Source organism: Deinococcus peraridilitoris DSM 19664 (genome assembly GCF_000317835.1).
In the GTDB taxonomy this organism is placed as follows: Bacteria; Deinococcota; Deinococci; order Deinococcales; family Deinococcaceae; genus Deinococcus_A; species Deinococcus_A peraridilitoris.
This window is the reverse complement of the sequence record NC_019793.1, coordinates 1331261-1345987: the sequence shown is the minus strand read 5'-3', so window position 1 is coordinate 1345987 and position 14727 is coordinate 1331261. Positions and strand designations below refer to the sequence as shown.

Below are 14727 nucleotides of genomic sequence, written 5' to 3'. Positions count from 1 at the left end.
GCTGCTCCGGGCGCTATGCTGAAGCCCCGCCCTGCTTGCTTCCGCTTCCTCAGCCCATACGCCCCGACATCGCCGGGCGAGACCGAGCGTTGACCGCACGCCCCGCGCGTGCCGGCCGGAATACAGGAGCAGCATGGAAAGTGACGCGGCACTTCACTGGGCGAAGCAGCTGTCAAGCGAACAGCACAAGCAACTCGACGGGCTCAACGCACGACGCTGCAAAGTCGAGGTGGCCTGGGCGCCCCCGGACCCCCTGCACGACCTGCCGGCCGGCCTGGTGATGGAAGCCATGGTCGACAAGCACGCGGTGATGAAGGTGCGCGGCACCGACGTGGGCGCCATGTTCGACTACATCTATCAGGGCGCCGTGAACCTGCTGAACTACGTGCAGGAAGTGTCGCCGGAATGGCATGGCGCCCTGGCGCCACCAGGAGACAAGTCGGCGTAAGCCGCGGCGCCCGATGGGCCGTATCTGAAGATGCTGTATCCCGGCCCTCCTCGGCACTTCCCTGAAGACGCGGCGCTGCTCAGCGAACACGAGATGAGCGCCGGACCAGAGGCCTGGACCCGCCTTCCCCATCCTTTTCCGGAGTGGTAGGAACGGACCTCTCCAGGGTGGGGAGCCTGGCGCGAACCAGACTCCCGTAGCATGACCGTATGCGCCTGCCCGCCCTGCTGCTCGCCCTGCTCCTGACGTCGTGTGCCGCGGCGCAGAACGCCCTGCCGGACAAGGCCATCCCGCTGGGCACCTACCTGCGCGGCACCTTCGAGCAGATGTACGGCCCGGAAGAAGCCGTCGTCACGCTCGACAACGGTGACATCGTCAACGTAACGATCTTTCAGGACGCGTCCCGCTTTGAGCCCAAACAGCGCGTGGTCGTGTGGAAGACCGGCAACGACTACCTGCTCGACGCCCCGATTCGCTACCCGCAGCTGCTCGTGCAGCTCGGACTCTTTCTGGGACTCGCCACACTGATCGGGCGGGCCAAGGGGGTGCGGGCAGTGCTGGGCACCCTCGCGAGCCTGGGGGTACTGATGACCTTCGTGGTGCCGCGCCTCGCGCAGGGCGAGAACATCATCACCACCATGCTGCTCGCGGTGCCGGGCATCCTGATCTTCACGCTCTACTTCGTCCACGGTGTGAACCGCAAGACGAGCGCTGCCCTGCTCGGCACGCTGTGCGCGGCGGGCACCGGGTTTTTCCTCACGCTCTACTTCAGCCGCGCCATGCACTTCACCGGTCTGAGCACCACCGGCGGGTACGCCGCGCAGAGCCTGTTCGGTCTGGACGCCCTGGGGCTGTTTCTGGTGAGCGTCGTGCTCGGGGCAGTCGGCGCCCTCAACGATGTGACCGTCACCCAGGCCTCGGTGGTGGAGACCCTGCACGAGGAGGACCCGCGGCGCAACGTGCGCGAGCTCTACACCCGCGCGATGCGGGTGGGCTTCGATCACATGGGCAGCATGGTGAACGTGCTGGTCCTCGCTTACGCGGCAGGAACCATACCGAGCCTGCTGCTCTTTTACCGCGATCCCAACCCGGTGTGGCAGAAGGTGAACGGCGAAGGTTTTGCCGCCGAGATCACCAACGTGCTGGTGGGCGCGTCGTGCCTGCTGCTGGCCGTACCGCTCACCACCTACCTGGCGGCGCTGCTGATCAAGCGGGGACGGCGCCCGAGCGGCGAGGCCGTGGCCGCCGACTGACCAAAGGCCGACGGACCGAAAGAACGGACCGCGCTGTGCAAGCGCGGTCCGTTCTGGGGCAACGGTCAGGCAACATCGATCATGACCTTCTTGCGGCGCTTCTCCAGATCGACGACGAAAAGGTCGAGGACACTGAGCAGTCGGCCTGCGGTGTCCTCACTTCTGCAAGAAGGTCAGCAGCGCCGCGTTGACTTCCTCGGCAAAGGTCCACAGGACGTTGTGCGGACCGTTCGCAATCACCACCAGCTCGCTGCCGGCGATCAGCTCGGGCAGGCGTTTGGCAGTGGCGTCAAAGGGCAGGATGCGGTCGGCGTCACCGTGGATGATCAGGGTGGGCACGTCGATTTTGGCGATGTCCGCGCGGAAGTCGGTCAGCCAGGTGTCCACGCAGGCCAGCGTGGCGCGCGCTGAGGCACGCGCCGCGACGTTCCAGCTCAGGCGCAGCACTTCCTGGCTGACGCGGCTGCCGAGCAGTGCGTCGGTGTTGTAGAAATTCTCGAAGAACTGGGTCAGGTACGCGGCGCGGTCTTTTCTGATGGCGTCCTTGATGCCCTCGAAGACCTGCTGATCGACGCCTTCGGGATTGTCGGCGGTCTTGAGCAGGTAAGGCGGGATAGGGCCGATCAAGACGGCCTTGCTGACCCGCTCGCTGCCGTACTGCCCCAGGTAGCGCGAGACCTCACCGGTGCCCATCGAAAAGCCGACCAGCACCACCTCGCGCAGATCAAGGTGTGAAAGCAAGGCGTCCAGGTCACGCGTGAAGGTATCGTAGTCGTAGCCGGTCGAAGGCTTGCTCGACGCTCCGAAACCGCGGCGGTCGTAGGTGATGACGCGGTACCCGGCGTCCAGCAGCGCCGCTTCCTGGCGCTCCCAGGAGTGACCGTTGAGCGGAAAGCCGTGAATCAGCACGACCGCCTGGCCGCTGCCGTGATCCTCGAAGTACAGCTCGATGGATTGCCCGTTTTCCTGACCGACGGTGACGTACGACATCTGACTCCTCCTGTTGATCCCGGTGAAACGCCCAATTCTGTGCCGTGGCCGCTGAGCAGGGCGTGAGGGCAGGCTGGAGAGCCGCGCATTCAGTGTGCGGGCCCGCACACTGAATGCCACGTGTTGAATGCCAGTGCCCGCTGCTCAGCGGGCTTTGTAAATGGCGAAGGACTTGGTGGGCAGACTGACCGTGAGCGAGCCGTTGCTGCTGCTCACCGTCGCGGGCGCGCCCTGTCCGGCCTGATCGTCGAAGGTGCGGCTGGCCAGGTAGCTGCGGTCGGCGCTGCTGATGGCGGTGTTGGCACCGATGTTGAGCGTCACGCTGGCACTCGAGGCGTTGTTGTTGAACACCATGATCAGGCGGCTGCCGACCGTGCTGTCACTGTAGCCCCGGTAAAAGGCAAACAGGTTGCTGCCGCCGTTGGGACGCCACATTTCGGCGTAGTAGCCTTTCCAGAGGCCGGGGTTGTTGGTGCGGACGCCCGCGAGCTTCTGCACGAGGTTGTAGGTCAGGCCCGGGTTCGGCAGAAAGCCGCTGTAGGTGCCGCTGCGGCCGCTGCTGGTCCAGGCCCAGGAAGGCATGTCGCGCCGGTTGTCGGGGTCATTGCCGCCGTACATGGCGATTTCGTTGCCGTAATAGAGCTGCGGAATGCCCGGCAGGGTCATGAGCGCGCCGAGGGCCATGTGGTAGCGGCGGCGGATCTCGTCTTCGGATACGCCGAAGCCGCTTTCGTTCAGGAAGCGGGGCACGTCGTGGTTGTCGAGCAGATTGACCGTCAACAGGGCGCGGCTCAGCCCCAGGGTACCCATGTAGTCCTGCACGCTGCTGGCGAGGGTGTCCATGCTGCCGGCCTTGGCCACGCTGCTCACCAGTGCGCTGCGCAGTGGGAAGTTGAAGGTGCTGTCGAAACCCGCGTCATAGTAAGGCTTGAGCTGCGAGGCTCCACCGGTCAAAAAGGCTTCGGCCAGCAGGAAGGTGTTCGGCCGGGCGTTCAGGACACCGGGAATCCAGCTGTTCTGCCAATAGCTCATCGGTACGTGTTTGGCGGTATCCATGCGGATGGCGTCGATGGCGTAGGTGCTGGTCCAGTTTTTGCTGAGGTTGGTCAGGTAGGTGGCGACCGTTCCGTCCTCCTGACGAAAGTCGGGCAGTCCGGCGAGTGGGCAGTTGATGTCATCGCCCGTGCAGTCACCGTGAAACCACCCCGGGTTGGTTTTGGTGACGCTGGCGCCGTAGCCGGCATGGTTGGCGACCATGTCCATCATGTACTTCATGCCGTTGTTGTGCAGGTCGGTGATGAGACCGTGCAAGTCGCTGCTGCTGCCCAGCTTGGGCTCGACGGCCAAATCCGCCGGGTTCTTGAAGTTGGGCCAGTAGCCGTGGTAGCCGCACGAGGCGTTGGAGGTGTTGGGATTGACTTCCGGCACCTGGGCGTACACCGGGGTGGTCCACAGGGTGAGGGCTCCGGTGCTCTTGATGTAGGAAAGCTTCTGACGCAAGCCGGCCAGATCGCCGCCGTGAAACTTGTAAGGCCAGCTCGGATCGAAGCAGTAGGGTTGTCCCGCGTTGTCGTTGGCGGTGCTGCCGTTGAAAAAGCGGTCCGGCAGCGTGAGGTAGATGATCTGTCGTCGCCAGGAATCAATGTTGCTGCCGCTGATGGCCTGCGGCGTGAGGCTAGGAGCTTCACTGCCGGAATTGCTTCCACAGGCAGTCAGTACAAGGGCAAGGGTCAGCAGAGCCGCGGAGGTTCGCTTGATCATGATTCTCCTGCGCGCAGCACTCTGCGCGCCTATGATTTTCCGACCCGCCGATCATACGTTTCCCACGTTGATTGAGATGTAAAAGTTGTCTAGATCTTTCGTTCACGCTCGCTTTATTTTGTGCGTGAGAAAGAGCACACGGCCGGGCCACCGTGTTCGGACGTCATGCTGGAATGGCAGGGGCGGCGAGAGCCTGGCCGCTTCAAGGGCCCTCGCCTGCCCCGGAAGGGGTGTGAGTTCGTTTCAGCAGGGTTCGGGCAGTTCGGGTGCGGACTGGGGCAGCAGCGCAGTGCTGGCCCAGAAGCGCAGGGTGTTCTCGATGGCCGACAAAAATTCATCGAGGTTGAGCGGCTTGGTGATGTAGGCGTTCGCTCCTGCTTCGTAGCAGCGCATGACATCCCGGGGGCTGGCCGAGGTGCTGAACACCACCACGGGAAGACCCTGAAACGAAGGCTCGGCACGCAGCTCTCCCAGCACTTCCAGGGCATTTTTCTTGGGGGTGTTGGCGTCGAGCAGCACGAAGTGCGGACGCGGACAATCGGCAAAAGGGCCAAGCCGGCGCAAAAACGCCAGGGCTTCCTCACCGTCGTGGACGATGTGCAGTGTCACACCTTCCTGAAGGCCTGCCAGCGCTTCCTGAATGAGCAGCACGTCGGCGTCGTTGTCTTCGACCAGCAGCAGGTGCATGCTCCTCATGACGCCCCCTCGGAAACGGGTAGGGTAAGGTGAAACACGCTGCCTGATCCCTCCTTCGACTCGGCCCAGACCCGTCCCCCGTGGTGTTCGACGATCTTGCGCACGATGGCCAGGCCCATGCCGCTTCCCTCGTACTGCTCGCGCAGGTGCAGACGCTGGAAAATCTGAAAAATCCGCTCGGCGTAGCGGGCATCGAAGCCCAGCCCGTTGTCACGCACCTGCAGGTGCCAGAAGTCGCCTTCCCGCTCGGCCTCCACGCTGACCAGCGGCGTTACGCCCTCACGGCGGAACTTGATGGCGTTGCCGATCAAATTCTGAAACAGCTGCACCAGCTCGGAGGGCACGCCCTGCACGTCCGGCAGTTCACCGCAGCGAACCTGGGCGCCCGCAGCCTCGATGGATCCTTGCAGGCGCGACAGGGCCTCGTGAAGCACTTCTGGCAGCGAAACGTGCCCGGGCGTTTCACGCACCGCGTTCAGGCGCGAGAACACCAGCAGGTCGTCGATCAGGCCCTTCATGCGCTCGGCACCCCGGGTCACGAGCTGCAGGTACCTGAGTCCCTGCTGATCGAGCCCGGCGCCGTAGCGGCGCGCCAGCAGCTCGGTAAAGCTGGCGATGGTGCGCAGCGGCTCTTGCAGATCGTGGCTGGCGACGTAGGCGAAGCGCTCGAGTTCGACGTTGCTGCGCTCCAGTTCCTGGGTTCGCTGCTGCAGCGCGTGTGCGCCTCTGGCGCCTTCCAGCGTCAGACTCAAACTGCGCATGACCGTATCGAGCAGCGCACGGTCGGTGGGCGTCCAGCCCCGCTGCCCGAACAGGCCCACCACGATCACCCCCTGCACGGCGTCGCCGACCCGGATGGGCAGCGACGCCGTGGTGCCGATGTGCCCGACCGTGCTTTCCAGGTTGTCGTGGTGCTTGTCGTAGGTATCCTGGTACAGCGGTTCGCCGGTCTCGAAGGGAATGCGCACGGTGCGGGTCTCGAAGTAAGGCAGTCCCGCGTCGAGCTGACGCTGCAGTTCGGCGTTGCGCAAGTCGCCCACCTGCGACTTCTGGCGCCAGGTGTCGCCTTCAAGCTCCCAGTACAGCGCGTACCCTTCGGGCAGCAGTGACAGCACGATCTGCTGCGCACGACGAATGAGCGCGTAGGGATCAGTGTCGAAGGTCAGCTCGCGCGTCAGCTCCGCAAAGGCTTCCAGCGCCCGCGTGCGTGCCTGCAGGGTGTCACGCTGCGTTTCGAGCTGCGCGGCGATGTCGGCCCGTTCCAGCGACAGGTTGAGACTGCGTCCGGCCGAGCGCACGACGGCCCGGTCGCGCTCGGTCCATTGTTGAGCGTCCTTGAGCCCCACGGCCAGCACGCCGACCACCCGCTCATTCACCAGCAGGGGATACAGGGCGGCGGTGCCGTATTCCTCGGTGTCCGCGATCTGTTCACGCTCGGGATTCCAGCCGTCCACAAAGACAGGTGCCTGGCTTCGGGCAACCTGCGCGAAGGCGGGCGCGTCGACGGACACCCCGGAGGTGATGCTCGCCACGACCTCGGGGATGATGTCCTGCGTCCAGACCCGCGCCCGCCACATCTTACCGTCGCGTTCGTAATACGCCGCGCTGCACTGCGCGAAAAAGCTGCGAAATACCTCCAGCGCCTCACGCGCCAGGGTGTACACGTCAGTGCTGGTGCCGACTGCCTCCGTGAAGCGCACGAAGGCCCCCAGTGCCACTGCCTGCTCCTCGAGTTCACGGGTGCGCTGCGCCACGCGCAGCTCAAGCTGCGCGTGGCTGTCCTGAAGCTGCTGGTAGAGCCGGCCGTTGTCAAGCGCCACGGCCGTCTGGCCGGCGACGCCGACCGCGAGTTGTTCGGCGCGTTCGCTAAAGACGTCCGCCTGCTCGTGTCCGAAGAACAGACCGCCCAGCACCTCACCGGACCGCGAGATGACCGGCACGGCCAGGTAGCTGCGCACCGGCAGGTGACCCTCTGGCATGCCCTGGTACGGCGCGTTCTGTCCGTAGCGTGGGTCGCGCGTGATGTCCGCGACCCGCACGACGCCTTCTCCACGCAAAGTCGGGCCAAAGACGTGGGTGCTGCGGGGCAGGGGAAACGACGTAAAATTTTCCAATCTGGCGCCGGACAGCGTGTAGAGCATCATCTTCCCGCTCTGCGCGTCGGGCACACTATAAAAGAGCGCCCCGAACTGGGCGCCCGTCAACTCCACCCCGGCGTCCGTCACGGCCTGTGTGAGGGTCGGCAGGTCAAGCTCGGCCGAGATCAGCTGGTTGTTGCGGTTGAGCGTGGAGAGAATTTCGGTCTGCTCCTGCAGCGCGGCCTCGTTGCGTTTGCGCTGGCGGATGTCGCGCGACACGCTCGCGATGTTCTGCGCTTCTCCTGTGACGGGATCGGTGATCAGAAAGACATTGAAATCGATGTCGATGCTTTCCCCGCTTCTGACATGCCGAAAGCGGAAGTCGCCCTGCCACGAGCCCTTTTCAAAGACTGCCGGCAGGATCTGCTCCTGCACGAAGGCGCGATCCTCGGGGAAGAAGCACTCCAGAATATGGGTGCCGCGCACTTCCCCCAGGTCACGAAAGCCGATCAGCTTGCGCCCTGCCGGATTCACATACACCCCCTGCCCCTGAAGGTCACCGATGGCGATGTAATCGGCACTTTCCTCGATGAGGTGTTCGAAGCGTGCCCGCTCCTGCTCGGCCAGCTTGCGGTCGCTGATGTTCTCGAGCACCGCGACGGCGTTTTGCATGCGGCCCTGTTCGTCGCGCACGGCGGAGACCGTGACGTTGGCCCACACCACGTGCCCTGCCTTGTGCAGATAGCGTTTCTCCAGCGTAAACGCGTCGATCTCGCCTGCCACGAGGCGCCGGAAGGGCCGTGTGCCTGCTTCGCCCCGATCGGCCGGGTGGGTCACGTCGAGAAAGGTCATGCCGAGCAGCTCCTCGCGCGAGTACCCCAGCAACTGCTCGGTGGCCGGGTTGAGGTCCAGCCAGTGGCCTTGGGGCGAGACGCGGCTGACTCCCACCGCGGCGTTCTCGACGAGGGCGCGGTAACTGGCTTCACGCTCACGCAGGGTCGCTTCGAGCCTTTCACGCTCACGCAGCTCGCTTTGCGCCTGGGCGTGAAGCTGAGCGTTGTCGAGCGCGATGGCGGCTCGGTGGGCAAACTCCTGGGCAAATTCCAGTTCCTGCGCCGTGTAGGTTCGCCCGACGTCGGTGCTGAGCAGCTCCAGCACGCCCATGGTGCGGCCACGGGCGATCAGCGGCACGATGATCACCGAGCGCAGCCCCATGCGACGTATCATTTCGACTTGCTCGTCAGGCAGGAGGTTGTGGGACCCGTTGAGATCCAGCACCGGAATGAGCTGGGGCCGCTGTGTCCGGAAGGTCAGTACACCACCTGACTGGCTGTCCTGCTGCAACGGAAAACGCCGGAAGTATTCACGGACGTAATCCACCATGTCCGGCTGCGAATGCGCGATGATGCTCGGCTCCAGGTCTCCGGCGGCGTTCGGCAAGAAAATGTTGCACCAGTCGGCCAGCTCCGGCACCGTCAGCTGCGCGACGGTTTCCAGCACCGTCCGGGGATCGAGCGACGCGGAGAGCAGTTCGCCTGCGCGGGACAGCAGCAGCTCGCGTGCGCGGGCCGTGCGTTCGGCTTCCAGCGCGCGGGCCCGTTCCAGTGCCTGTACGCACTGCTGAACCAGGCTGCATACGAACTCCCGTTCGGTGTCATCGAAATGCCGGGCCTGCTCGAAGCTCAGTGCCAGCACGCCCCACAGCTCTCCTTCCACCAGAAGGGGCACTGACGCCAGCGCGCGCGTGCGCTCCGAGCGCACCCCCAGCGACTCCGGGTAGCGCCGGTCGAAGTCCTCGCCACTGACGAACACTGCCTCACGCTGCCGGGCCGCGTCGGAAGGCGGAATGCCCAGCGACAGCGGAAAGCGCTCGAAGCGCGCGCGCAGCTCGGGCGTGTACCCCACTTCCCCCCGCAGTTCCAGGTGGGTGGCGTCGGTGGACGGCGCCACCAGCGCCACCATGTACGCCCCGGCTGCCTGCGTGGCTTGCTCCAGCAGCACCTCGATGACTTGTGACGAGGCGCGCGCCTCGCTCAACGCTTTGGTGAGCTGCTGCAAGGCTTCTTTGCGTTTTGCTGCCGTGACGTCGCGGATTTGTACGGCCACGCCTTCCTCGGAAGGAACCACCTGTACCCGGACCCAACCTCCGATCGAGGGATTGAAGGCGTCATACTCGACTGCGCGCCCTTCACGAAGCGCGCGCCCTTTCTCGCTGAGCCAGCGGTCGCTGAAGGCGTGGCTGAATTCACGCTCCAGGTGCCGGCCCAGCAGTTCGGCGGGCGTGAGATGCACCATGGCGGCGGTGGTGGCGTTGGCATATGTAAAGTAGCCCTGCCGGTCGAGCGTAAAGGTCGCGTCGCTTGACGCGTCCAGCAGGGCACGCAGTGCAGGAAGAAGGGGCAGGTCGTGTGTGGAGGTCATGCGTCTGGCCGTGCCCTTTCAGAACGGTTCCTTAAACCGCTCACGTGAACAGAACCTGATTTTACCCTGAGCGCAGGTCGATTCGTGAAGCGGACCCAGGGCGGTTTCTCATCCGAATCCAGTCATTGGGAGGATCGTGATGCGCGGCGCAGTGCATCCTGCGGGCCACGCCTCCGGGTGTTCGGTGGGTCACTCACTGGAGACGGACCGTCCGGATTTCAAGAGACCGCTGGCGACCGGCCATCGAGCTCGCGTTACACGCCCAGCCCCCGCAGGTACTCGCGGTTGCGCCGCGCGCTTTCGCGCGGGCTGCCCATGCCGGGCAGGACGTCCTGCTCCACCACGATCCAGCCCCTGAAGTCCAGCTGCTGCAACTCGCGCAGCACGCCCGGAAAGTCGATGCTGCCCTGACCGAGCTCGCAGAACACGCCCTGCGCCACCGAGGTCACGCCGTCCCAGCCCTGCTCGCGCGAGCGCTCGGCCACGCGCGGCTCGTGGTCCTTGAAGTGAACGTGCCAGACGCGCTCGGCGTGGCGCCGGAGGCCCTCTACGGCGTCCCCACCCCCGAAGGTGTAGTGCCCGGTGTCAAAGCACAGGCCCATCACCTCGGGATCGGTGAGGCTCAGAAAGCGCTCGATTTCGGCCGGGGTTTCCACCCAGGTGCCAATGTGGTGGTGAAAGACCGTGCGCAGACCGCTTTCACGCCGCACGGCGCGCGCGACGCGCTCGGCGCCCTGAGCGAACACGGTCCAGCCCTCGTCGCTCAGGCCGTGCTCGGGCCGGATGCGCCCGGCGTGCCGGGTGCGCACCGGGTCGGTGTACGGGTCGTTGCCCAGCACCACGACGCTGTGCGGCCCGCCGACCTGCGCGAGCAGCTGCGCGGTGCGCACGGCGTCACGTTCACTTTCGGCGTGACGGTTGCGGTCGTGCAGCGCCACGCTCACCCACGAGCCCAGCAGCGCGAGCTTCCGCCGGGCGAGTTCCCCCGAGAGCGCGTGGGGATCGGTGGGCATGAAGCCCCAGTCACCCAGTTCGGTGCCCTCGTAGCCAGTCTGCTGCATCTCGTTGAGGACGGTCGCATAAGTGCCACGCTCCCCATCGATGTTTTCGATCACGCCCCACGAGCAGGGGGCATTGGCAACTCTGATCATGCTGATCTTCCTCTCAGGTGCTGAACGGACTTCAGGAACGCGCCTCACTCCGCGCTCCTGCCAAAGGGCAGTTTCATGACGCGGCCTTCCCAGTCCTGGCGCATCCAGCCCCAGGCGGCCTCGTCGACGGGCGCTTGGCGTCTCGCCTCGCCCTGCGCCTCGCCCGCCATGTAGTTCAGGTAATACACGTTGCTGCCCGGCGCCGCCGCGACCGGATGGTAACCGCGCCGCGACAGGATCAGGTCGCCGTCCTGGGCGAGCAGCAGTTCGTCCTCGCCGTCCTCGGGGCTGTAGTTGCGGTGCACGGCCCAGCCGTGCGGCGGGCTGACGCGGTAATAGTAGGTTTCCTCGATGTAGAGTGAACCCAGCTGACCGTCGTGCCGGTGCGGGGGCCAGCCGCTCCAGTTGCCGCTGGGCGTGTACACCTCGTAGAGCAGCAGCCGTTCGGCGGGCAGGTCAGGCCCCAGGATGTGGTTCACCTGCCGCGTGGCATTGGCGCCGCCGCGCAGCTCCACGCGCATCTCGTCCGGGCGCAGCAGCCGCACCGGAAGCTGCCCTTCGGCGGGCGCTCCCCCCAGGGCCAGCACCGATTTCGCGTGGGCCTCCAGACGGTAAGAAGTGCCCGGCGGCAGGTACAGCACGTGCGGCAGCTGCGTGAACACACTCTCACGCTGCAGGCGGAAGGTCTCGCCGTTCACCGTCTCGCCGTGCACCGTGACGCTCAAATCGGCTTCCTGTGGCACCAGGGCGACTTCCCGGTCGCCCGTGTTGCCGGCGTGGGTTTCGCCCGCTTGCAGGTGCAGCACCCCAAAGGACAGGAAGGTCCAGCCGGCGCTTTCGGGGGTGACCTCCACGAGGGTGCCCGTGCGGGTGTCGGGTGAGATTTTGCTCATCATGTCAAAGCCTCCGGGAAAAGGGGTCGTTCAGCTGGGCTTGCCTGGTCATGCCTGACCTGCCTGCGCGCTCATGAAGGCGTCCACCTCGGCCTGGGTGGGCGTGAAGTCCGCGCAGCCGATGCGCGTGACGACGATGGCCCCGCAGGCGTTGCCCAGCCGGGCACTCTCGGCCCAACTCAGGCCGCGCAGCTGCCCGGTGACGAGCCCGGCGGCAAAGGCGTCCCCGGCCCCCAGGACGCTGACCACCTCGACCGGAAAGCCCGGGACGCTCAGGGGTGTCTGGCCACGTCGGTGCACCGTGCAGCCACGCGCGCCTTCCTTCACCACGACCACTGGCGCGCGCGCGAGCAGCGCCTGCGTGTTGCGCTCCAGGTCCCCGCGAATTGCGGGCGCGGTGACCTGACCGTGGGTGATGGTGATGTCGGCGGGGTCGGTCAGCAGCGCCGCGTTGATTTCCTCTTCGGTGCCGATCACCACGTCCACGCTGGAGAGCAGCGCGCGGACGTTGACCCCGAAGGCGCGCACGTCGTGCCACTGGTTGGCGCGAAAGTCGAGGTCGAGGTACACCGTCACGCCTGCCGAGCGTGCCCGCTCGCAGGCGAGGAAGATGGCACTGCGCAGCGGGTCGAGCGCGAGCGCCGTCCCGTTCACGACCAGTGCGCGTGCCCGTTCGATTGAGACGGCGTTCAGGTCGTCGATGCCGATCTGCACGTCGGCGGCGTTGTCGCGGTAAAAGGTGATGGGAAAGCGGTCGGGTGGCAAGATGGCCAGCAGCACGGCACTCGTGCGGGCGCCGGGTTTGCGGGTCACGAAGCGGGTCTGTACGCCCTCGCGCGCGAGGCCCGCCAGGATGAAGTCGCCCACCTGATCTTCGCCCACCGCCGACACCAGCGCCGCGCGCACGCCGAGCCGAGAGGCGCCCACCGCGATGTTCAGCGGGCTGCCGCCCAGATAGGCGCCCAGGCGGCGCACTTCGGGCAGCGCCTTGCCGAGGTCCTGCGAATACAGGTCGATGCTGCTGCGGCCGATGGTGATCAGCTCGGGCAGGTCGCTCGTGCCCGCGCTGTTCATGGCCGTACCGCTTTCGGGGTCCGTCGTTTCGGGACACGGGTGGCCCTGAAGCGCGCCATCACGCGTCATCCCGGTCTGCCCGGGTGGGCGCAAAGAAGCGGACCTGTTGCTTGAGGCGTGCCTCGTACTCCTGACGCCGGGCCCTGACGCCTTCCTGCCCCGAGGTGGCGGCAATGGGCACGTCCCACCAGCTTTCAAAGCCCGGCACGCGCTCGCGCAAGTTGACCGGCACCACGATGACCTGCACCCCACGCTCACGCCCGGCCACCGTGAGCGCCTCGCGCAGCTCATTCAGGCTTTCTGCGCGCACCGCCCGCGCGCCCAGGCCCTGGGCGTGCTTCACGAAGTCCAGCTTCACGACCTCGCCGTCAGTGCGATTCGTGGTCGGATTGCGGTGGCGCAGCTCGTTGTTGAAGCTGGGGCTGCCAGACTCCAGCTGCAGCCCGCGAATGCTCATGAAGGCCCGGTTGTCGACCAGCACCACGGTCAGATCGACGTTCTCGGCGACGGCGGTGACCAGCTCGCTGTTCATCATCAGGTACGAGCCGTCTCCCACCATCACCACGACGCGCCGCCCCCTCTCGGCGAGGGCCACGCCCAGCCCGCCGGGAATTTCATAGCCCATGCAGGAAAAGCCGTACTCGACGTGGTACGCCTTGGGGTCTTCGGGGCGCCAGAGCCTCAGCAGGTCGCCCGGCAGACTGCCCGCCGCGCACACGACGGTGGCGTGTGGGCCCACCGCGTCGTTCACCGTGCCGATCACGGCGCCCTGCGCGGGTGGAACGCTGCCGGTGTCCTGGCGGGCCGCACTGACGGCGGCGTCCCACTCGGCTTTCAGGGCAAGGGTTTCCGCGCGGTAGGCGGCGTCCGTGCCATTCCAGCCCGAGAGTGCGCCCTGGAGCGCGTCCAGGCCTGCGCGGGCGTCGGCCACCATTGACAGCGCGCCGAGCTTGGCGGCGTCCATTGGCACGACGTTCAGGCCCACGAAACGCGCGCCCGCAGCGAAGGCGGTTTTGCTGGCCGTCACGAAGTCGCCCAGCCGGGTCCCGACGGCCACGATCAGGTCGGCTTCCCGCACCAGGCGGTTGGCGGCCAGCCCGCCGATACCACCCACTGGCCCGGCGTTCATGGGGTGATTCCAGGGCAACGCGCCCTTGCCGGCCTGGGTTTCCACGACGGGCACGCCCAGGCGTTCGGCGAGTTGTCCCAAAGCCGCTTCGGCCCCGCTGTAGATGACCCCGCCACCGCAGTAGATGAGCGGGCGCCGCGCGCCGCGCAGCAGGCCTGCCACCTGCTGCACCACGTCCGGTTCGGGTGGGGGCCGCCGCACGCGCCAGGTGCGCTGCTCGAAGAAGGCGGCGGGCCAGTCGTACGCCTCGGCCTGCACGTCCTCGGGCAGGCTGAGCGTGACGGCGCCGGTCTCGGCGGGGTCGGTCAGCACCCGCATCGCCTCGGGCAGCGCCGCGAGCAGCTGCTCCGGTCGCGAGACGCGCGCGTAGAAGCGGCTGACGGGCCGGAAGCAGTCGTTGACGCTCAGGTCGTGCTCGCTGGGGTGTTCGAGCTGCTGCAGCACGGGGTCGGGAATGCGGTTGGCAAAAAAGTCGCTGGGCAGCAGCAGCACCGGCACCCGGTTGACCGTCGCGAGGGCCGCGCCGGTGAGCATGTTGGTGCTGCCGGGCCCCACGCTGGCCGTGCAGGCAAAAGTGGCCAGGCGGTTTTTGTGTTTGGCGTAGGCGGCCGCGACGTGCACCATGCCCTGCTCGTTTTGCGGGCGGTAGGTGGGCATCTCAAGCGAGTCGCCGAGTTCTTCGAGGGCCTGGCCGAGCCCGGTGACATTGCCGTGCCCGAAGATGCCCCACACGCCGGGAATGAGCCGCTGGCGCACGCCGTCGCGTTCGCTGTACTGCACGGCCAGGTACTTCACGAGGGCTTGCGCGACCGTCAGGTGAAAGGTGTTCACGT

General features: G+C 66.2%; 10 protein-coding genes. 2 read left to right on the top strand and 8 right to left on the bottom strand.

The window, feature by feature from the left end; translation table 11 throughout:
- Window positions 1–133: 133 nt before the first annotated feature.
- Both DEIPE_RS06430 and DEIPE_RS06425 read left to right on the top strand, forming a co-directional pair.
- A complete protein-coding gene (locus DEIPE_RS06430; protein WP_015235173.1) occupies window positions 134–448 on the top strand; it encodes a hypothetical protein in 315 nt (104 codons plus the stop codon).
- A 209-nt stretch (window positions 449–657) separates the two neighbouring features.
- A complete protein-coding gene (locus DEIPE_RS06425; RefSeq protein WP_015235172.1) occupies window positions 658–1701 on the top strand; it encodes a YibE/F family protein in 1044 nt (347 codons plus the stop codon).
- A gap of 156 nt (window positions 1702–1857) precedes the next feature.
- On the opposite strand, the gene DEIPE_RS06420 is transcribed toward DEIPE_RS06425, so the two are convergent.
- From DEIPE_RS06420 to iolD, 8 genes are all read right to left on the bottom strand, one after another.
- On the bottom strand, window positions 1858–2691 hold the full coding sequence (locus tag DEIPE_RS06420) for an alpha/beta fold hydrolase (protein WP_015235171.1): 834 nt from the start codon (window positions 2689–2691) through the stop codon (window positions 1858–1860).
- Between the two features lie 144 nt (window positions 2692–2835).
- The gene (locus tag DEIPE_RS06415; protein WP_015235170.1) at window positions 2836–4452 is read right to left on the bottom strand and encodes an alpha-amylase family glycosyl hydrolase; all 1617 of its coding nucleotides are present in this window, start codon (window positions 4450–4452) and stop codon (window positions 2836–2838) included.
- A 243-nt stretch (window positions 4453–4695) separates the two neighbouring features.
- Window positions 4696–5148 carry a response regulator gene (locus DEIPE_RS06410; RefSeq protein ID WP_015235169.1) on the bottom strand — a complete coding sequence of 151 codons (453 nt, stop codon included), beginning with the start codon at window positions 5146–5148 and terminating at the stop codon, window positions 4696–4698.
- Window positions 5145–9647 carry a GAF domain-containing protein gene (locus tag DEIPE_RS22050; protein WP_015235168.1) on the bottom strand — a complete coding sequence of 1501 codons (4503 nt, stop codon included), beginning with the start codon at window positions 9645–9647 and terminating at the stop codon, window positions 5145–5147. Before DEIPE_RS22050 ends, DEIPE_RS06410 begins: the two co-directional genes overlap by 4 nt.
- Before the next feature lie 254 nt (window positions 9648–9901).
- Window positions 9902–10798: a TIM barrel protein gene (locus DEIPE_RS06395; RefSeq protein ID WP_015235167.1), complete on the bottom strand. Its 897-nt coding sequence runs from the start codon at window positions 10796–10798 to the stop codon at window positions 9902–9904.
- A 44-nt stretch (window positions 10799–10842) separates the two neighbouring features.
- The gene (iolB, locus tag DEIPE_RS06390) at window positions 10843–11694 is read right to left on the bottom strand and encodes a 5-deoxy-glucuronate isomerase (protein WP_015235166.1); all 852 of its coding nucleotides are present in this window, start codon (window positions 11692–11694) and stop codon (window positions 10843–10845) included.
- 45 nt (window positions 11695–11739) lie between these two features.
- Window positions 11740–12834 (bottom strand): 5-dehydro-2-deoxygluconokinase, encoded by a 1095-nt coding sequence (gene iolC / locus DEIPE_RS06385; RefSeq protein ID WP_015235165.1) that lies wholly within the window; start codon window positions 12832–12834, stop codon window positions 11740–11742.
- Window positions 12824–14725, bottom strand: coding sequence for a 3D-(3,5/4)-trihydroxycyclohexane-1,2-dione acylhydrolase (decyclizing) (iolD, locus tag DEIPE_RS06380; RefSeq protein ID WP_015235164.1), 1902 nt, complete (start codon window positions 14723–14725; stop codon window positions 12824–12826). Before iolD ends, iolC begins: the two co-directional genes overlap by 11 nt.
- Window positions 14726–14727 lie beyond the last annotated feature (2 nt).